The 19475-nt window shown below is 73.3% G+C and carries 14 protein-coding genes; 5 read left to right on the forward strand and 9 right to left on the reverse strand.

Features of this window, described 5'->3' with window-relative positions; genetic code table 11:
• Positions 1-51: 51 nt before the first annotated feature.
• Together ACIQOE_RS34265 and ACIQOE_RS34270 are read left to right on the forward strand one after the other, a co-directional pair.
• Positions 52-786 carry a beta-phosphoglucomutase family hydrolase gene (locus ACIQOE_RS34265; RefSeq protein ID WP_365558685.1) on the forward strand — a complete coding sequence of 245 codons (735 nt, stop codon included), beginning with the start codon at positions 52-54 and terminating at the stop codon, positions 784-786.
• Positions 783-3128: a glycosyl hydrolase family 65 protein gene (locus ACIQOE_RS34270; protein WP_351323862.1), complete on the forward strand. Its 2346-nt coding sequence runs from the start codon at positions 783-785 to the stop codon at positions 3126-3128. The genes ACIQOE_RS34265 and ACIQOE_RS34270 overlap by 4 nt, the downstream gene beginning before the upstream one ends.
• Positions 3129-3269: 141 nt before the next feature.
• Here ACIQOE_RS34270 and ACIQOE_RS34275 read toward each other — a convergent pair whose 3' ends face one another.
• Positions 3270-4163, reverse strand: a complete 894-nt coding sequence (locus ACIQOE_RS34275; RefSeq protein ID WP_399009254.1) for a M56 family metallopeptidase — start codon at positions 4161-4163, stop codon at positions 3270-3272.
• Positions 4160-4543 (reverse strand): BlaI/MecI/CopY family transcriptional regulator, encoded by a 384-nt coding sequence (locus ACIQOE_RS34280; RefSeq protein WP_351323859.1) that lies wholly within the window; start codon positions 4541-4543, stop codon positions 4160-4162. The genes ACIQOE_RS34275 and ACIQOE_RS34280 overlap by 4 nt, the downstream gene beginning before the upstream one ends.
• A 147-nt stretch (positions 4544-4690) precedes the next feature.
• On the opposite strand from ACIQOE_RS34280, the gene ACIQOE_RS34285 reads away from it, so the two are divergent.
• Together ACIQOE_RS34285 and ACIQOE_RS34290 are read left to right on the forward strand one after the other, a co-directional pair.
• Positions 4691-5638, forward strand: coding sequence for a lysylphosphatidylglycerol synthase domain-containing protein (locus ACIQOE_RS34285; protein WP_365558678.1), 948 nt, complete (start codon positions 4691-4693; stop codon positions 5636-5638).
• A gap of 185 nt (positions 5639-5823) precedes the next feature.
• On the forward strand, positions 5824-6984 hold the full coding sequence (locus ACIQOE_RS34290; protein WP_351323856.1) for a HoxN/HupN/NixA family nickel/cobalt transporter: 1161 nt from the start codon (positions 5824-5826) through the stop codon (positions 6982-6984).
• Between the two features lie 13 nt (positions 6985-6997).
• Here ACIQOE_RS34290 and ACIQOE_RS34295 read toward each other — a convergent pair whose 3' ends face one another.
• The 5 genes from ACIQOE_RS34295 to ACIQOE_RS34315 all read right to left on the reverse strand — a co-directional run bounded on the left by ACIQOE_RS34295 (position 6998) and on the right by ACIQOE_RS34315 (position 12054).
• On the reverse strand, positions 6998-7957 hold the full coding sequence (locus ACIQOE_RS34295; RefSeq protein WP_351323855.1) for a hypothetical protein: 960 nt from the start codon (positions 7955-7957) through the stop codon (positions 6998-7000).
• A 12-nt stretch (positions 7958-7969) separates the two neighbouring features.
• A complete protein-coding gene (locus ACIQOE_RS34300) occupies positions 7970-9442 on the reverse strand; it encodes an APC family permease (protein WP_351937968.1) in 1473 nt (490 codons plus the stop codon).
• A gap of 294 nt (positions 9443-9736) precedes the next feature.
• A complete protein-coding gene (gene sthA / locus ACIQOE_RS34305; protein ID WP_401415628.1) occupies positions 9737-11140 on the reverse strand; it encodes a Si-specific NAD(P)(+) transhydrogenase in 1404 nt (467 codons plus the stop codon).
• Between the two features lie 111 nt (positions 11141-11251).
• Positions 11252-11704, reverse strand: coding sequence for a nucleoside deaminase (locus tag ACIQOE_RS34310; protein ID WP_365567199.1), 453 nt, complete (start codon positions 11702-11704; stop codon positions 11252-11254).
• A gap of 143 nt (positions 11705-11847) precedes the next feature.
• Positions 11848-12054, reverse strand: a complete 207-nt coding sequence (locus tag ACIQOE_RS34315; protein ID WP_351323850.1) for a hypothetical protein — start codon at positions 12052-12054, stop codon at positions 11848-11850.
• Positions 12055-12224: 170 nt separating this feature from the next.
• Between ACIQOE_RS34315 and ACIQOE_RS34320 the strand changes: the two genes are divergently transcribed.
• The gene (locus tag ACIQOE_RS34320) at positions 12225-14060 is read left to right on the forward strand and encodes a glycoside hydrolase family 15 protein (RefSeq protein ID WP_351323848.1); all 1836 of its coding nucleotides are present in this window, start codon (positions 12225-12227) and stop codon (positions 14058-14060) included.
• Between the two features lie 24 nt (positions 14061-14084).
• On the opposite strand, the gene ACIQOE_RS34325 is transcribed toward ACIQOE_RS34320, so the two are convergent.
• Positions 14085-16661, reverse strand: coding sequence for a SpoIIE family protein phosphatase (locus tag ACIQOE_RS34325; RefSeq protein WP_401415858.1), 2577 nt, complete (start codon positions 16659-16661; stop codon positions 14085-14087).
• A 242-nt stretch (positions 16662-16903) separates the two neighbouring features.
• On the reverse strand, positions 16904-19408 hold the full coding sequence (locus ACIQOE_RS34330) for a SpoIIE family protein phosphatase (RefSeq protein ID WP_401415632.1): 2505 nt from the start codon (positions 19406-19408) through the stop codon (positions 16904-16906).
• Positions 19409-19475 lie beyond the last annotated feature (67 nt).

Below are 19475 nucleotides of genomic sequence, written 5' to 3' on the forward strand. Positions count from 1 at the left end.
TTGTGGTGTGTACCACCCCCTGGAAGCCGTCAGGTGGGGAAGATGCCGGACATGACAGCACTCGGTCTGCCCGACACCATCCAGGCCTGCCTCTTCGATCTCGACGGGGTCGTCACCAAGACGGCCGTCGTGCACGCGGCGGCATGGAAGGAGACCTTCGACGCCTTCCTGCGCGGCTACGACGGCCAGCGGCCCTTCGACGAGGTCGCCGACTACGACGAGTACGTCGACGGCCGCCCCCGCGCCGACGGGGTCCGCGCCTTCCTGGAGTCCCGCTCCATCCGGCTGCCCGAGGGCGGCCCGGACGACCCGCCGGACGCCGCCACCGTGAACGGCCTCGGCAACCGCAAGAACGAACTGCTCCTGGAGAAGATCCGCACCGACGGCGTCGAGGCCTACGACGGCACCCTGCGCTACCTGGAGGCGGTCCGCGCCCAGGGACTGCGCACCGCGATCGTCTCCTCCAGCGCCAACTGCCGTGACGTGCTCCGCTCGATCGGCGCCGAGCACTTCTTCGACGTCCGCGTCGACGGGGTGGTGGCCGCCGAACGCCACCTGCCCGGCAAGCCGCATCCGGACACCTTCCTGGCCGCCGCCCACGACCTCGGTGTCGAACCCGCCCACGCCGCCGTCTTCGAGGACGCCCTCGCCGGCATGGACGCGGGTCGCGCGGGCCGTTTCGGGTACGTCGTCGGCGTGGACCGCGTCGGGCAGACGGACGCCCTGTACGCGCACGGCGCGGACACCGTCGTACCGGACCTCGCCGAGCTGGGAGGCAAGCAGTGATCACCCAACGGTCGTACGCCGTGGAGCCCTGGTCGGTCCGCGAGACCGCCCTCAACCTCGACGTGCTCGCGCAGAGCGAGTCGGTGTTCGCGCTGTCCAACGGGCACGTCGGCTGGCGCGGCAACCTCGACGAGGGCGAGCCGCACGGCCTGCCCGGCAGCTACCTCAACGGCGTGCACGAGGTGCACCCGCTGCCGTACGCCGAGGCCGGCTACGGCTACCCGGAGTCCGGACAGACCGTCATCAACGTCACCAACGGCAAGATCCTGCGGCTGCTCGTCGACGACGAGCCCTTCGACCTGCGCTACGGCCGGCTGGTCGCCCACGAACGGGTGCTGGACCTGCGCCGGGGCGTGCTGGAGCGGACCTGCGAGTGGACCTCGCCCGCCGGGTCCACCGTGCGGGTCCGCTCGACCCGGCTGGTGTCGCTGACCCAGCGGGCGGTGGCCGCCGTCGCCTACGAGGTGGAGGCCGTCGACCGGCGCTGCCGGATCGTGCTCCAGTCCGAGCTGGTCGCCAACGAGCAGCTGCCCGGCTCCGACGGCGACCCGCGCGCCGCCATGGCCCTCCAGTCGCCGCTGGAGCAGGAGGACGGCTTCGCCTCCGGGCGCCGGCTGCGCCTGGTGCACCGCACCCGGCGCAGCGGCCTGCGCGTCGCGGTCGCCGCGGACCACACGGTCGCCGGTCCCGGAGGGACCACCACGGACGCCGAGAGCGACATCGACGTGGCCCGGCTGACCGTCACCTCCGTGCTGGAGCCGGGGGAGCGGCTGCGGGTGGAGAAGTTCGTCGCCCACGGCTGGTCCGGGGTGCGCTCGCTGCCCGCCATGGCCGACCAGGTGGACGCCGCGCTGGCGGCCGCCGCGCACGAGGGCTGGCAGGGACTCGCCGACGACCAGCGCGACTACCTCGACGACTACTGGTCCCGCGCCGACGTGGAGGTGGACGGCGACGAGGAGGTCCAGCAGGCCGTCCGGTTCGCCCTCTTCCACGTGCTCCAGGCGGGGGCCCGCGCCGAACAGCGCGCGATACCCGCCAAGGGCCTGACCGGCTCCGGCTACGACGGGCACGCCTTCTGGGACACCGAGATGTTCGTGCTGCCCGTCCTCACCCACACCGCGCCCGACGCCGTCGCCGAGGCACTGCGCTGGCGTCACAACACCCTGCCGGCCGCCCGTGAGCGCGCCGCCCAACTGGGGCTGGACGGTGCCGCCTTCCCCTGGCGGACCATCGCCGGTTCGGAGGGTTCCGCGTACTGGCCGGCCGGCACCGCGGCCTTCCACGTCAACGCCGACGTCGCCGACGCGGTGGTCCGCTACGTCGCCGCCACCGGCGACACCGACTTCGAACGGGACACCGGCGTCGAACTGCTCGTGGAGACCGCCCGGCTGTGGCGCTCCCTCGGCCACCACGACAGCCGCGGCGCCTTCCACATCGACGGCGTCACCGGCCCCGACGAGTACAGCGCGGTCGCCGACGACAACACCTACACCAACCTGATGGCCCGGGCGAACCTGCTGGCCGCCGCCGACGCGGTCGAACGCCATCCCCGGCAGGCGGCCCGGCTCGGTGTCGACGCGGAGGAGAGCGCGGCCTGGCGGGACGCGGCCGACTCCGTGCACGTCCCCTACAACGACGAACTCGGCGTCCACGAGCAGCACGCCGGGTTCACCCGCTACCAGCGCTGGGACTTCGCCAACACCTCTCCCGAGCAGTATCCGCTGCTGCTGAACTTCCCCTACTTCGACCTCTACCGCAAACAGGTCGTCAAACAGGCCGACCTGGTGCTGGCGATGTACACCTGCGGGGCCTACTTCGACGAGGAGCACGTCGCCCGCAACTTCGCGTACTACGAGCCGCTGACCGTGCGCGACTCCTCGCTGTCCGCCTGCTGCCAGGCCGTCGTCGCCGCCCAGGCCGGGCATCTGTCGCTGGCCCACGCCTACACGGCCGAGGCCGCGCTGATGGACCTCGACGACCTGGAGCACAACACCCGCGACGGACTGCACATCGCCTCCCTCGCCGGGACCTGGATGGCGCTGGTGGCCGGCTTCGGCGGTATGCGCCACTACGACGACGGGGCCCGCTTCGCGCCCCGGCTGCCGGAGCGGCTGCGCCGGCTCGCCTTCAGCCTGCAACTGCGCGGCAGCAGGCTGCGGGTGGAGATCGGCGCGGACAAGGCGACCTACACGCTCCTGGCCGGGCCGCCGCTCACCGTGCACCACCACGGGGAGCCGGTGACGGTCGGCGCGGACGGCCCGGCGGTCCGTGCGGTGCCGCCGCTCCGCCCGGGACCGGCCCCGCAGCAGCCCCCGCATCGGGCACCGACCCGCCCGGCATGAGGACCAGCGCCCCGTAAGGGGCGCGGGGAACTGCGCGATCAGCCCCCGCGGACCGGCACTCCGCCACGGTCGTCCGCGGCCACCGCCGCGGCTGGTCGCGCAGTTCCTCGCGTCTCCAAAAAGACCTGAATGCAGGGCCTTTCAGGTGAGCGCATGGAAAAGGAGCCCCACCAGGTCGCTCGTGGCGTCCGCCGCGAACAGCGCGGCCGCCGCGCCCAGCGCGAGCACGCCCGCCGCGGCCGGCCACCGGGCGGGCGGCGGGCCGGTCCGGAGCGCTGCGACCCGGCGGGTCACCGCGCGGTCCGTGAAGCCGAGAGCGCAGGACGGGCGGGCGCGGCCCGTGCTGAGGGCGGCGCGGGCCAGCGCGCGGGCCGTGGCCGTCCGGTCGCCGACCTCGGCCGCCGCCCGCTCGTCCGCCCACCGCTCCACCAGGAAGGTGACGGCCGACCGGACCGGGCCGAGCAGCGGGTTGGCGGCCGCGGCGAGGGTCGCCGCGGTCACCAGCCGGCCGTGCCGGTGCGTCAGATGGGCCCGCTCGTGGGCCAGCAGCACCCGCCGTTCCTCCGGTGCCAGCGCGCCGAGCATCGCCGAGGTGACCAGGATCCGGCCCGGCCGGCCCGGGATCGCGAACGCCCGCGGCACCTCGCAGGCGGCCACCACCAGTTCCGTGTCCCGCGGATGGCCCTCGCACAGCCGCCTCAGCGCCCGCCGGGTGCGGCGCTCGGCCCGCACCGCCCGCTGGACCCGCCACACCACCACGGCCAGCGCGAGACAGGCGGCGATGCCGATCACGCCGGGCACCGGGTCGGTCAGCGGGCGGCCGTCCTCGCGGGCCTCCCGGACCACCGGCGGCGCGTCGCCCAGCAGGGCGGTGGTCAGCAGCACCAGCGACCAGGTGGTCGCGGCGGCGGTCACCACCGCTGCCCAGGTCAGCACGCGCGCGGCCGGGCCCGGGGCGACCCGGCGGCCGATCACCGTGCTGACCGGCCGCAGCAGCAGGGCGACCAGCAGCGGGGTGTAGACGTCGAACCTCATGCGCCGCCTCCGGCGAACAGGTTGCGCAGGGCCCGCTCCTCCTCGGCGCTCAGCCCGGACACGAACTGCTGGAGGGCCGCGATCGGGTCGGGCCCGCGGTCCAGTGCCTCGTGCATGGCCTCGGCGGTCAGCTCGGCGGCGTTCTTCGCCGGCCGGTAGGCGCCGCGACGTCCGTCGGCGTCCCGCAGGACCAGCCCCTTGTCGTACAGCCGTTTGAGGATGGTGTGGACCGTGTTGTAGGCGAGTCCGCCGCCGATCTCCGACTGGATCTCGGCCGGGGTCAGGGGGCGTTCGGTGGCCCACAGGGCTGCCAGGACTTCGCTCTCCAGCTCTCCGGCGCTGCGCCGCTCCGCCCTGCCGCGGGACCCTGTGCCAGCCATGGCACAACCTTACAGCGCGTAGTGCCTGCGTTCGGATGGACGTACCTGCGCTGCCTCCGACAGTAATTGTCATTTATTTGTCAGTGTTTGTCCCTGAAGCCCGACAACGGTCCTGCGAGCTGTAGGGGAACAGGGGTGGGTGCCTCGATGGTCCCGAACGTGAACGCCACGCCCGTCACGGGCCGCCGAGGTGTCTACTGGCAGACCGGCCTCTGCCTCGTGCTGCTGGCCGGCGCGGGCTGGCTGCTGTCCCGGCACTGGCCGACCGTGCGGCACGGGGCGCTCCGGCTCGCCGTCGCCGACCAGGGCTGGCTGCTCGTGGCGGCCCTGGCGGCGCTCGGGACCTGGGTGTCCTCGGCCCTGGCCCAGCAGGGCGCGGTCGCCCGCCGGCTGCCCGGCGGGCGCCTGGTCGCCGCCCAGTTCGCCGCCTCGGCCGCCAACCACCTGCTGCCCGCGGGGCTGGGCGCGGGCGCGGTGAACCTGCGCTTCCTGATGCGCTGCGGACTCCCCGCGGGGCGCGGCGCCTCCGCCCTGGCGGTCAAGGCCGCCGCCGGCGCGGTGGTCCGCCTGGTCCTGATCGCCGCCCTCGCGCCGGTCTGCCCGGGACTGCTGCGGATCCCGCACGTGCCCGCCGCCGTGCTCCTCGCGGTGACCGCCGCGGCCGTCCTGCTCGCCGTCCTGGTCCGGGCCCGGCTGTGGGCCCGCTGCCGGGGCGCGGTGACCGCCGTCGCCGCCGACATCAGGGACCTGCACACCCGGCCCGTCCGCGCGGCCGCGCTGTGGGGCGGCTCGGCCGCCTTCGCCGCGCTGCACTCCCTGGTCCTGATCGCGGTGACCCGGGCGGTCGGGCTCCCGCTGTCCCCGGCCCGGGTGGCGCTGCTGTACCTCGCGGCCAGCGGCGCCGCCGCGCTGCTGCCCACTCCGGGCGGCCTCGGCTCGCTGGACGCGGCCCTCGCCCTCGCCCTGACCGCGTCCGGGACCCCGGCCGCCGCGGCCGCCTCCGCGGTGCTCGGCTACCGGCTGCTGACCATGTGGCTGCCGCTGCTGCCGGGCCTGGTGGTGCTCGGACTGCTGGTCCGCCGCCGGGCCCTGTGACCGGGCGGGCCGACGGGCGATCAGCGCTCCGAACTGCGCACCAGGACATTCCTTTGCCCGCGCGTGGGACTCTCATGGGAAAGGCCTGCCGCCGCCTTTAATGCGAACGACTTGCAGGTACGGGAGGATGGCACCAGGCTGCCGACGGCAGCTGCTCATGCTCGACCGAAGGATGTCACCTCCCGATGACGGCCGCCCCTGGTTCCGCTCCGTCCCTCCCCGCCGAGGCCGAGGCCAAGCGCTCGGCCTGGCGCCGTGTCCGGCACTCCATGACGCGGCAGGAGTGGGCCAGGGTCGGCGGGATGGCCGCCTTCGTGCTCGCGCTGCACGTCATCGGCTGGGGCACCCTGGTCGGGATCATCGCGCCGCAGCACTTCAGCGTCGGCACCGAGTCGTTCGGCATCGGCATCGGCGTGACCGCGTACACGCTGGGCATGCGGCACGCCTTCGACGCCGACCACATCGCCGCCATCGACAACACCACCCGGAAGCTGATGGGCGAGGGGCAGCGCCCGCTGTCCGTCGGCTTCTGGTTCTCCCTCGGCCACTCCAGCATCGTCTTCGGACTCGCGCTGCTGCTCTCGCTCGGCATGAAGACCCTGGCGGGCCCGGTCCAGAACGACGACTCGCACCTCCACGAGGTCACCGGCCTCATCGGTACGACGGTCTCCGGGACCTTCCTCTACCTCATCGCCGGGATCAACCTCGTCATCCTGGCCGGCATCTGGAAGGTCTTCCGGCAGATGCGGTCCGGTGCCTACGACGAGGCCGCCCTGGAGACGCAGCTGAACAACCGCGGGTTCATGAACCGCTTCCTCGGCCGGGTCACCGGCTCGATCAGCAAGCCCTGGCAGATGTACCCGCTGGGCCTGCTGTTCGGCCTCGGCTTCGACACCGCCACGGAGATCGCCCTGCTGGTGCTGGCCGGCTCCGGCGCCGCCTCCGGCCTGCCCTGGTACGCCATCCTGACCCTGCCGGTCCTGTTCGCCGCCGGCATGTCGCTCCTCGACACCATCGACGGCTCGTTCATGAACTTCGCCTACGAGTGGGCGTTCTCCAAGCCGGTCCGCAAGGTCTACTACAACCTCACCATCACCGGCCTGTCCGTCGCCGTCGCCCTGATCATCGGCACCGTGGAACTCCTCGGCCTGCTCGCCGACAAGATGGACCTGCACGGCGTCTTCTGGGACTGGGTCGCCGGCCTCGACCTGAACACCGTCGGCTTCGTCATCGTCGGCCTGTTCTTCGCCACCTGGGTGATCGCCCTGCTGGTCTGGAAGGCCGGCCGCATCGAGGAGAAGTGGACGACGGGCCTGGCCCGGCCCGCCGAGCGGACCGAGGCGTAGCCCGCCGCCCGGATCAGCCGCGCAGCTTCAGGTCCGCCCGCCACTTGACGATCTGCTTCTCCGCGTCGCCGGTGAACGACCACGGGGTGCGGGTCATCCGCCGGCCCTGGAGCCGCAGCAGGGACGCGGCGATGTCCGTGATCCCCGCCTGGCAGGCCGCGTGCGTCAGGTAGTTGAGGTCACGCAGCTCGCCGGGCGCGACGGTCTCCTCGGCGCGCTGGGCGATCCAGCGCTCCCAGGTGCGCCGTACGTCGCTGACCGCGCCGTCGTGCTTCCAGTGCTGGCCGTGCCCCGCCGGCGCCTGCCGTCCCCGCGCCTCGTCCAAGGTGTGGCGGAACTCCTCGACGCGGGCGTACTGCACCAGGACCGGCAGCGCGCAGCCGGGCGGCGCGACCCCGGCCGCGTCCCGGGCGAAGTCGTACATCAGGCCGTGCGTGCCGTGCCAGCGCGCGGAGTAGTAGTGGAGCACCTGGAGGTGGCCCTCCACGTTGTACGGGTCGCGGCGGTGCAGCTCGTCCCACCAGCGGGCCAGCTCCTGCCGCCGCACGCCGGACGGGTACAGCCGGGCCACCGAGATCAGGGAGACCCACGGGGTCGGGTCCTGCGGGTAGGCCTCCGCGGCCGCCAGGCAGGCCAGCACGGCCGCGTCGATCCTGGACCGGTCGATCGGCGCGCCCCGGCCCGCCGAGATGGCCAGCTGGAACGCCCTGGCCGTCTCGGTCGCCGCCCGCAGCGCCAGCGCGTCGGCGCCGTGCGGTTCCGCGGCCAGCCAGGACTCCGCCGTCGAACTGCCCGCGCAGGCCTGCGCGAGCAGCCGTACCCGGTGCCCGCGGACGAGCCAGTCGGGGCCGGTGGCCCGCAGCAGGTCCCGCAGGCCCTGCCAGCGGCCGATGACGACGTCCTGCCGGGCCGAGGTGAGGTCGGTGTCCCCGCAGTCCGGGTCGAAGTCGGCAACGAAGCGGTCTCTCGCCATCGAGCGGCTACCTCAGAAATCCGTGGGGAGGCCTTCGTAAGCCTGGGCCTGTGCGGTGACGTGGTCGGCGGGCACGTAGTCGGTCCGGACCGTGCGGGTGGCGTCCAGCCTGGCGGGCCGGTAGTACTCGCTGCCCTGCTTCCAGTACCAGAGCATGGGGATCAGACCGACCGCCAGACCGCCCACGCCGATGGTGATCGCCGCGGCGCTCAGCTCGCTCAGCGACTCGACGAAGATCCAGAACATGAACACCGCGCCGAGCAGCGGCCAGACGCCGCCGAGCAGGAAGTTGCCCGCGGACCTGAAGAGCATCTTGCGGTAGGCGACCACCACGGCGAGGCCCGCCAGACCGTAGTAGACGGCGATCTGGAGGCCGATCGCCGAGATGGCGTCGGAGAGGATCTCGCCCACCGAGCCCAGCGCGTTGGAGGCGATGAACATCACCAGCGCCACCGCGCCGACCACCGCGATCGCCACGTACGGTGTGTTCCAGGTGCGGTGCACCTTGCCGAGCGCCGCCGGCATCGTGCGGTCGCGGCCCATCGCGAACAGTGAGCGGGTGACCTGGATGAGGGTCGTCTCCAGGGTGGCGATGGTGGACAGCATCACGGCCACGACCAGCAGCTTGCCGCCCCAGCCCGGCGCGACCTCGTCACCCAGTACCGCCAGCACGTTGGCGTCGTTCGCCGCGATCTGGCGCGAGGACAGGATGACGTTCACGGCGATGGTGAACACCTCGAAGAGGGCGAAGACGATGCCGACTCCGATGAGGCCCGCGAGTCCGGTCGTACGGCGCGAGTTGCGGGTCTCCTCGCTGAGGTTGCTGGTGACGTCCCAGCCCCAGTAGTAGAACGCGGCGATCAGCGCGCCCGAGGCGAAACCGGAGACGCCGTCGAAGTGGCCGAAGCCGAGCCAGGACCAGTCGAAGGCGCGGGCGTTGCCGGTGTGGAAGAGGGCGAGCACCGCGAACAGCAGCAGGATCGCGAGCTCGATGCCGGACATCAGCAGCTGGGCGCGGACCGTGAGCCGGGCGCCGCCGAGCACCACCGCCAGCATGACCAGGAACCAGGCGGCGCCGACCACCGTGGACAGCGCCACGTCGTCGGCGAGGCCCTCGTCGAACAGGGACAGCGTCATCGAGCCGGCGGGCAGGGAGCCGGCGACCATGAAGATGGTCGCCGACACCACCAGCGCCCAGCCGCTGACGAAGCCGAGGAAGGGGTGCAGGGTGCGGCCCACCCAGGAGTAGCTGGCGCCCGCGTTCACGTCGATCCGGCCCAGGTAGCTGAAGGCCAGCGCGATGCCCAGCATGGGTATCGCGCACCACAGCAGGGCGGCCGGACTGGCCAGGCCCACCGCGCCCACCAGGACCGCGGTGGTAGCGGCCAGCGAGTAGGCCGGTGCGCTGCCCGCCACGGCCATCACCACCGTGTCGAACGTGCCGAGAGCGTTGGCCTGCAGCCCTCTGCCCCTGCTGTTGCTCATGGTCGTGCTGCTTTCCGGTCGTGCAGGGCGCACGGGAGTGCAGGCCCGCGGTGGTACGGGTGGGGGTGTCCCGCCCGTCTCGCACCCGCAGAGGGATCGCCTCGGGCAGGGGACGGTCAGAAGTGGGAAAGGCGTGGTGAGGGCCGCATGCCGAGAGTCCGCGCACGGTCACACCGCGTGTGTGGGTGTGATGATAGCGGCCCTCTTTCGCCTTTCAAGATGACCGACCGGTAATCACATATGCCAGTTGAAGACGCCAACTCGCACACCGGAAGCGGCCGTTCCTGAGGCCCCTCAGTCCTCCAGCCGTTCGAGCTGCCGCAGCTTGTTGGTGGCGTCCAGGGCCGCGACCTTGTACGACTCCGCGAGCGTCGGGTAGTTGAAGACCGCGTCCACCAAGTAGTCGACGGTGCCGCCGCACCCCATCACCGACTGACCGATGTGGATCAGTTCTGTCGCTCCGGTGCCGAAGCAGTGCACGCCGAGCAGCCGCCGGTCGCCGGGGGAGACCAGCAGCTTGAGCATGCCGTGCGAGTCGCCGATGATCTGTCCCCGGGCCAGTTCGCGGTAGCGGGCCACGCCGACCTCGAACGGCACGCACTCCTCGGTGAGCTGGTCCTCGGTCTTGCCGACGAAGCTGATCTCCGGGATCGTGTAGATGCCGATGGGCTGGAGGTTGTCCATCTGCCCGACCGGTTCCCCGCACGCGTGGTAGGCGGCGACCCGGCCCTGCTCCATCGAGGTCGCGGCCAGCGCCGGGAAGCCGATGACGTCCCCGACGGCGTAGATGTGCTCCACCTCGGTGCGGAAGTGCTCGTCCACCGTGATCCGGCCCCGCCGGTCCGCGGACAGCCCCGCCTTGTCCAGGTCGAGTCCGTCGGTGAGGCCCTGCCGGCCCGCCGAGTACATCACCGTGTCCGCCGGTATCTTCTTGCCACTCTCCAGCACGGTCAGCGTGCCCCGGGGATGGCGCTCGACGGCGGCGACGGTCTCGCCGAACCGGAAGGTGACGGCGAGGTCCCTGAGGTGGTACTTGAGCGACTCGACGACCTCGACGTCGCACATGTCGAGCATGCCCGCCCGCTTCTCCACCACGGTGACCTTGCTGCCGAGCGCGGCGAACATCGAGGCGTACTCCATGCCGATCACGCCGGCGCCCACGATGACCATGGAGCGCGGCACCCGCTCCAGCGAGAGGACGTTGTCCGAGTCCATGATGGTGCGCCCGTCGAACTCGACGCTGTCCGGGCGGGCCGGCCGGGTGCCGGTGGCGATGACGATGTGCTCCGCGGTCAGCGTCCGATCGTCGCCGTTCGGTTCCCGCAGGGCGACGGTGTGCGGGTCCGTGAAACGGCCGGTGCCGGAGCAGAGGGTGACGTGGTTGCGGGAGAGCTGGTTGCGGATGACGTCCACCTCGCGGCTGACCACGTGCTGGGTGCGCGCGGTCAGGTCGGCGACGGTGATGTCCTCCTTGAGCCGGTAACTCTGGCCGTAGAGGTCGCGCTGGGTGAGGCCGGTCAGGTAGAGGACCGCCTCGCGCAGGGTCTTGGAGGGGATGGTGCCGGTGTGGATGGACACACCGCCGACCATCTCTGGGCTGTCGACCACGGCGACCCTGCGGCCCAGCTTGGCCGCGGCGATGGCGGCCTTCTGGCCGCCGGGTCCGGATCCGATGACGAGCATGTCGAAGTCTGGCACCCTGCGGAGTCTGTCAGCAGGCGCCCTCGCTCCGAAAGGGAGAACGGCCGGCCTTCGCGGGAAATCCGGTACGGACCTGGGCCGTCGCGCCTGAGTCCCGCTCCCGCCGCCTCAGGACGCCTCGTGGGCCGGTCCGCCGCGCAGGATCTCGGCCCGCCGGAACAGCGCGTCCGTCGTCGCGGCGAGGACGCCGCCGAGCAGCCGGGGCGTGTAGAACGAGCCGGCCGCGTCGGCCACCGCCCGCGCCGGCAGGTCGATCTGGACCAGCCCGGTGCTGCCGAGCCCGTCGATCGAGGTGCCCCAGACGATCTGGCCCACGCCCGCCCAGGCGCAGGCGCTCATGCACATGGCGCACGGCTCGCCGGTCGAGTACAGGGTCGTCGCGGTCCAGCCGTGGTTGCCGGCCCGGCGCACGTAGTCGGCGATCGCGACCATCTCCCCGTGGTACGTCGGGTTCTCGGCCGAGGTGTTCACGCCGCGCCCCAGGATCCGGCCGGAGCGGACGAGGACCGCGCCGAAGGGGTACCGCGGGTTGCGGAGCGCCTCGCCGACCGCGGCCCTCATGAACCGCGCGTGATCCCCGCCGTCGTCGCCGGGCGCGGAGGCGGCGGGGGAGGCGGAGGCGGGTCGCGGTGTGTGCACGGCGGGCCCGGACGACACCACGCCCGCCGATCCGAGCAGTCCGAGGAGACGGCGTCTGTCCAGCGTCAGGGCAGGAGCCTCTCGACGCAGTTGGGTCCCTCGCGCTCCATCTTCTTCCTGGCCCATTCCAGCGTGGCCGGGGTGACGTCCCGGCCCGACGCCATCACGAGGTCCTCGGGCGCCACCCCGGTGCCGGGGGCGCTGTGCAGCAGTGAGTCCGGGGTGGCGCGGTCGTCGGACGGCCGGGACGCTTCGGGTTCTGAGATCGACATGGTCCCTCCTTCACGGAGCGGGGTGCACACTCTCACGATTGCCCGCCCGGCCGCACCCCGCATCCGGAGCGGCCCGGGGCCGTTCCCGCGGCGGTTACCCGGCGCGGGAAGGAAATTATCCCTTTCAGGAGGTACCGTGCCAATACGTCCGATCCGGGGAGGCTGCCGCGATGACCGAACAGCGGTTCTTCGAGACTGCGCCCGGCAGCCCCCGCTACCCGCCGATCGCCGAGCACGGGCTGATCGGTGATCTGCGGACCGTCGCCCTGGTCGGCAGCGACGGCACCATCGACTGGTACTGCTGTCCGTCCTTCGACGCCCCCAGCGTCTTCGCGGCACTCCTGGACGCCGAGCGCGGCGGCCACTTCGCCCTGGCCCCGGCGGTACCGGCCCGGACCAAGCAGTTCTACTTCCCCGACACCAACGTCCTGATCACCCGTTTCTTCACCGACGACGGCGTCGGCGAGGTCCAGGACTTCATGCCCGTCACCGGCAAGTCCGGGGAGTGCGAGCGGCACCGGCTGATCCGCCGGGTGCTCTGCGTGCGCGGCACCGTCCCCTTCCGGGTGAGGGTCGCCCCCCGCTTCAACTACGGCGCCGACCGGCACACCCTGCGGATGGTCGACGACATCGCCCTGTTCGAGTCCGCGACGATGTCGCTCGCGCTCACCTCCACGGTGGTCATGGAGAGCGACGGCCCGGACGCGCACGCCGACTTCAAACTCGCCGAGGGCGAGTCCGCGGTCTTCGCCCTCGACCAGGCCGGCGAGCGCATCGCACCCCGCGGCTGCGCCCGCGCCGAGGCCGAACGGCAGTTCGAGGACACCGTCCGCTACTGGCGGCACTGGCTGTCCCGGTCCCGCTACCGCGGCCGCTGGCGCGAGATGGTGCACCGCTCCGCCCTCACCCTGAAGCTGCTCACCTACGCGCCCACCGGCGCCATCGTGGCCGCGCCCACCACCAGCCTGCCCGAGCAGTTCGGCGGCGAACGCAACTGGGACTACCGCTACGTCTGGATCCGCGACGCCGCCTTCGCCGTCTACGCCCTGCTGCGGCTCGGCTTCACCGGCGAGGCCGAGGCGTTCATGAAGTTCCTGACCACCTGCGTCAGCCCCGGCGACGGCGCCGCCTCCGGACCGCTGCAGATCATGTACGGCATCGACGGCCGGACCGACCTGCCCGAACGCGTGCTCCCGCACCTGGAGGGCCACTGCGGCTCCGCCCCGGTCCGGGTCGGCAACGCCGCCGCGGGCCAGCTCCAGCTGGACATCTACGGCGCGCTCATCGACTCGATCTACCTCTACGACAAATGGGCCCAGCCCATCTCCAGCGCGCAGTGGGACGACGTCACCCGGCTCGTCGCCTGGGTCTGCGACAACTGGGACCAGCCCGACGAGGGCGTCTGGGAGACCCGCGGCGGCCGCAAGAACTTCCTCTACTCGCGGCTCATGTGCTGGGTCGCCATCGAGCGGGCGATCCGGCTGGCCCGGCGGCGCGGCCTGCCCGCCGACCTGGGCCACTGGCTGGGCGCCAGGGACGCCATCTACCGGCGGATCATGGACCGCGGCTGGTCCGAGCGGCGCCGCGCCTTCGTCCAGTACGAGGGCGGGGACGTGCTGGACGCCTCGCTCCTGATGATGCCCCTGGCCAAGTTCATCGCCCCGACCGACCCCAAGTGGCTCTCCACGCTGGACGCCCTCGGCGAGGACCTGGTCTCCGACTCCCTGGTCTACCGCTACGACCCGCAGGCCAGCCCCGACGGCCTGCGCGGTGACGAGGGCACCTTCTCCATCTGCTCGTTCTGGTACGTCGAGGCCCTGGTGCGCGCCGGACGCGTGGACGAGGCCCGGCTCGCCTTCGAGAAGATGCTCACCTACGCCAACCACCTCGGCCTGTACGCCGAGGAGATCGGCCGCACCGGCGAGCAGCAGGGCAACTTCCCGCAGGCCTTCACCCATCTCTCGCTGATCAGCGCCGCCTTCAACCTGGACCGGGCGCTCGGCTGACGGGCGCGCGGGCGCCGGCCCGGCTCAGGGCACCTGCTGCTCCGCCCAGATGACCTTGCCCGCGGGCGTGTACCGGGTGCCCCAGCGCTCGGCCATCTGCGCGACCAGGAACAGGCCCCGGCCGCCCTCGTCGGTGCTGGCCGCGTACCGCAGGTGCGGCGAGGTCGTGCTGGCGTCGGAGACCTCGCAGATCAGCGTCCGGTCGCGGAGCAGCCGTACCCCGATGGGCCCCCGGCCGTGCCGGATGGCGTTGGTGACCAGCTCGCTGAGGATCAGCTCGGTGGTGAACGACAGCTCCTCCAGATCCCAGTCGGCGAGCTGCCGGGTCACCTTGGCACGCACCTCGGAGACGGCCGCCGGATCGGCCGGCACCTGCCATTCCGCGACCCGGTCCGGACCGAGCGCACGGGTCCGGGCGACGATCAGCGCCACGTCGTCGCTGGGACGGGCCGGCAGCCGCTCCAGGACGGCCGCGCACGTCTCCTCGGGAGTGGTACCGGCCGCCGACTCCAGGGCGCCCGCGAGCAGGTCCAGACCCTCGTCGATGTCCCGCCGCCGGTCCTCCACCAGGCCGTCGGTGTACAGCACCAGGCTGCTGCCCTCGGGCAGCTCCAGATCGGCCGTCTCGAAGGGCAGCCCGCCCACCCCGAGCGGCGGCCCGGGCGGCACGTCCGGGAACCGCACACTGCCGTCGGGCCCGAGCACCGCCGGCGGCGGATGACCGGCACGGGCCACCGTGCAGCGCCGGGAGACCGGGTCGTAGATCGCGTAGATGCAGGTCGCGCCGCTGACCGGGGCCGTGCTGTCGGTGGGCGTCTCGTCCTGGTCGATACGGCCCACCAGCTCGTCCAGCAGGCCCAGCAGCTCGTCGGGGGTCAGATCCAGCGCCGCGAAGTTGTGCACGGCCGTCCGCAGCCGTCCCATGGTCGCCGCCGCGTGCAGCCCGTGCCCCACCACGTCCCCGACCACCAGCGCGACCCGGGCCCCGGACAGCGGCAGCACGTCGAACCAGTCGCCGCCCACACCGGACTGCGCCGGCAGATAGCGGTAGGCGATGTCCAGGGCGCTCTGCTCGGGCAGGCTGCGCGGCAGCAGGCTCCGCTGCAGGGCCACCGCCATGCTGTGCTCGCGCGTGTAGCGGCGGGCGTTGTCGATGGAGACGGCGGCACGGGCCACCAGCTCCTCCGCGAGGGCCAGCTCCTCCGCGTCGAACGGCGCGAGCTTCTCCGAACGGCAGAAGTTGACCACGCCCAGCACCAGGTTCCCGGCCCGCAGCGGAACGGTGATGAGCGAGTGGATGCCGAACTCCAGGATCCGGCCGGTCAGCTCCACGTCCTGGGCCCGCCAGCCCGGCGCGTCCCGCAGCCGCGGCTCGACCACGGACTCGCCGGTCACCAGACAGCGGCCCTGCGGCGAGGACGGCACGAACCTGATCCGCTCACCGATCTGGTACAGCGGCGAGTCCTTGCGCACACCGGCGAACGCCACCCGGCGCAGCGCATCCCCGGGCTTGGGCTCCTCGCCCTTGAGCACCGCGTCGTACAGGTCGACGCCCACGTAGTCCGCGAACCGCGGCACGGCCAGCTCGCCCAGCTCCTCCGCCGTACGCGTGACGTCCAGGCTGGTGCCGATGCCCACCCCGGCGTCGTACAGCATGTTCAGGCGCTCCCGGGCCACCTCGGCACGCCCGGACAGGGCGCGCAGCTCCGTGGAGTCGCGCAGGGTGATGACGCTGCCCGGCGGGCCGCCGCGCACCTCGATGGGGCGCTGGTTGACGGCCAGCAGCCGGTCCTTGACCAGGTGCACCTCGTCGGTCGCGACCCGCCCCGAGGCGATCAGCTCCGCGGTGTCGCTGTCCAGGCCGAGATCGCCGACCCTGCGGCGCTCGGCGTCCTGCGGCAGGTCGAGCAGCCGCTGCGCCTCGTCGTTGGCGAGCATCAGCCGGCCGTCGCCGCCGACGATCAGCACCCCCTCCCGCACGGAGTGCAGCACCGCGTCGTGGTGCTCGTACATCCGGGTCATCTCGTTCGGGCCGAGGCCGTGCGTCTGGCGCCTCAGACGCCTGCTGACCAGTGCCGTGCCCGCCGTCGCCAGGGCCAGCGCGGCGCCCGCGGAGGCAAGCAGCAGCGGCAGCTGCTGATCGGCGGCGCCGCCCACGTGCGCGGTGGTGATGCCGGCCGACACCAGCCCGACCACCTTGCCGTCGGTGTCCCTGACCGGGACCACGGCCTGCACCAGTTCCCCGATGGTGCCCTGGACCTCCTCGGTGACCGTGCCGCCGGCCACCGCGGGCCCGATGTTCCCGACGAACTTCTTCCCGATCCGGTCCGGCTTCGGGTGCGTGTAGCGGATCCCCTCGGTGTTCATGACGACGATGAAGTCGACGCCGGTCGCCTTGCGGGCCGCCTCGGCCTTCGGCTGGAGCACGGTGGTCGGATCCGGCAGCCGCAGCGCCGCCGCGGTACCGGGCGCGTTGGCGAAGGACTGCGCGACGGCCACGGACCGGTTGCGGGCCTCCGTGCTGCTGTCGTGCCGGACCTGGAGCACCTGCTCGACGGCCGCGCTCACGACCAGCAGCAGCACGATCACGACCTGCAGCATGAAGACCTGTCCGGCCACGCTGCGGCTGCCGCGCGCCGACCACCACGGTCCGGGCCGTCCCCGCTCCGGCCGGGCCGCCGTCGGCTCTCCCTCCGCGAGCGGCGCACGCGAAGCCTCGGCAGGGGGCGGCCGGGTCTCGGACCGGCCGGACAGACGGACCATGAGCCCATGTCTACACTGCCCGGCCCGGCGAGGCGAGAGGGTCTCCAGGGACAACCGGCGCGATGCCCCGTTGTGCCGAGTCATGGCCCGCCTCCGGACGCCCGGCGGCGGGTGGCGAGCAGCAGCGCCACGTCGTCGGGCCGGTCGGCCGCACGCCGGGCGGTCGCCGTGAGCCGGTCGGCGACCCCGGCCAGCGACCGGCCGCCGTGCCGGCCCGGTGCCGCCCCGGCCCCGGCCAGCGCCGTCGCCAGCGCCGCGATCCCGTCGTCGATGTCGGCGCCGGGCCGCTCCACCAGGCCGTCGGTGTACAGGGCGAGGATCGCGTCCGGCTCCAGCTCCAGCTCGGTCACCGGATACCGGGCCCGCGGGTCCACGCCGAGCACGACCCCTCCGGCGATGTCCAGGACGCGGGTACGGCCGTCCGGGGCGCGCAGCAGCGGCTGCGGATGGCCCGCGCGGGCGACCCGGGCCGCCCCGGTGGCGGGGTCCAGGCGCAGATAGCAGCAGCTGGCGAACTGGCCCGGGTCCAGGTCGATGAGCAGATGGTTGGTGCCGCTGAGCACCTCGTCGGGCGGCCGGTCGCCGAGCGCGAACGCCCGGACCGCGCTGCGCAGCTGGCCCATGGTGGCCGCCGCCTGCACCCCGTGCCCCTGCACGTCCCCGATGACCAGGGCCAGCCCGCTGCCGGCGCCGACGACGTCGTACCAGTCGCCGCCCACGTCCATGCCCTGGGTCCCGGGCAGGTACCGGCCGGCCGTCTCCACCTGCGGGTGGGCCGACAGCCTGCGGGGCAGCAGCGCCTGCTGGAGCCCGCGGGCCAGGGCGGCCTCGGTGTCGTAGCGCTGGGCCTTCTCCATGGCGTGCGCGATCAGGCCGCCGAGTGCCGTCAGGACGGTGCGCTCCTCGGTGGTGAAGCCGCGCTCGACGTCGAAACCGAGGATGCAGGAGCCGACCGGACGGCCGGAGGCGATCAGCGGCAGGAAGGCGCGGGCGCCCACGTCGGCGTCCAGCGCGAGGCCCGGATAGGTGTCCGCCAGCTTCCGCATCGACTCGAAGAACAGCGGCCGGCCGGTGGTGAGGGTCTCGACCCCGGGGATGCGGGCGTCCAGGGCGACTCCGTCGAAGGGGGCGAGGAAGCCCGGCGGGAAGCCGTACTCCCAGGCCAGGTAGAGATGGCGGTCCTGGAGGAGGTAGATGGCCAGCCGGCGGCCGCCGAAGGGGGGCAGCAGCTCCTGCATCACCACCGCCGACACCTGGCGCGCGGTCACCGCGTCGGTCAGCGCGATGGCCAGCGCGATCGGCCGGTACAGCGGGGCCGTCGGGACGCCGGCGACGGGGACCGCGCCGCCCGCCGCGCCCGGCTCCGGCGGGCCGGGCAGCCGGACGTCCGGGTCGATCCGGCGGGTGGGCACGACCGTGGCGGTGACGACACCGGGACCCGGGTGCAGGGACAGGGCGAGCCAGTCGCCCTCGCCGGTGTCACCGTGGCGGACCTGGAAGTGCACCGGATCCGGCGCCAGCAGCGCACTGCGCCAGTGGTCGTCGTACGGTGGTCCGCTCAGCCACGGCATGACCTCCCACACGGACCTGCCCAGCAGCTCGGCGGGCGGCCGGCCGGCCAGGCGGGCGGCGGCCGGGTTGACGTAACGGAGCACTCCCGAGCGGTCCAGGCAGAACACGCCCTGGGGAAGCAGGTCGGCCACCCCGTCCGCGGCCCCGCCCGGTCCCGGGTCGACGACGATCCCGGAGACCAGCGGCGGATCCGGGCCGCCGGGCGGCGGCCACAGTTCCAGCAGGCGCGGCGCGCCGTCCGCGGCCCGCACCCGCAGCGGCGACCGCGGCGGCCGGCCGGCCGCGGTCTCGCGCAGCGCGGCCAGCACCTGCCGGGCGTCGCCGGGCGTCACGGCCGCCGCCAGCTCGGCGCCGGTGGCGGGGAACTCCTCGGCCGCCACGCCGAGCAGCGCGTGCAGCCGGTCGTCCGCGTACACCGCCGAGGTGGCCGGGTCCCAGGTGAAACGGCCCGCGCGGGCCGATCCCGCCCGGGTCGCGGGCGGCCGGACGCACACCGGCTCGCCCTCCCAGGCCACCGCCGCGTCGCCCTCCTCGGCCGCCAGCGCCCGCAGCCCGGCCCCCAGGTCCTCCGCCAGCCGGCCCAGATGGTCCAGGCCCGGCAGCTCGTCCTCGGCGTCCGGGACCGCCGGACGCAGCACCGTGAGCACGCCGAAGGACGGCGCCGTGCCGGGCACCGGCGTGTACACCGACCCGAACTGGAACGGCAGCCCGGCCGCGAACTGGGGGTAGCGGCGCACCATCTCGGTGGCGTTCGGCAGCACCACGCGCACCCCGAGCCGGTAGGCGTCCGCGACCGGGAACGGCCGGTCCATGTGCAGCCGCCACCAGGGCCTGAACAGCCGGCCGGGCAGTCCGACCAGCGTCGAGAGCCGCAGCAGTCCGGGGCTGCCGGCGCGCAGGTAGACCCCGGCGACGTGGCCGCCGGCCGCGCCCAGGGCGCCGGTCGAGGCGTCGACCAGCAGTGCGGTCAGCCGTTCACGCGCCCGGCCCAGGTGCTCGCCGCTCCCAGTCATCCGGTCCTACCTCGTCCGTGCACCGCCGGGTGGGGACACAGCAAGAATGCGCCTCGACGCCCACCCG

This window comes from Streptomyces sp. NPDC091282, assembly GCF_044757385.1.
GTDB classification, from domain to species: domain Bacteria; phylum Actinomycetota; class Actinomycetes; order Streptomycetales; family Streptomycetaceae; genus Streptomyces; species Streptomyces gramineus.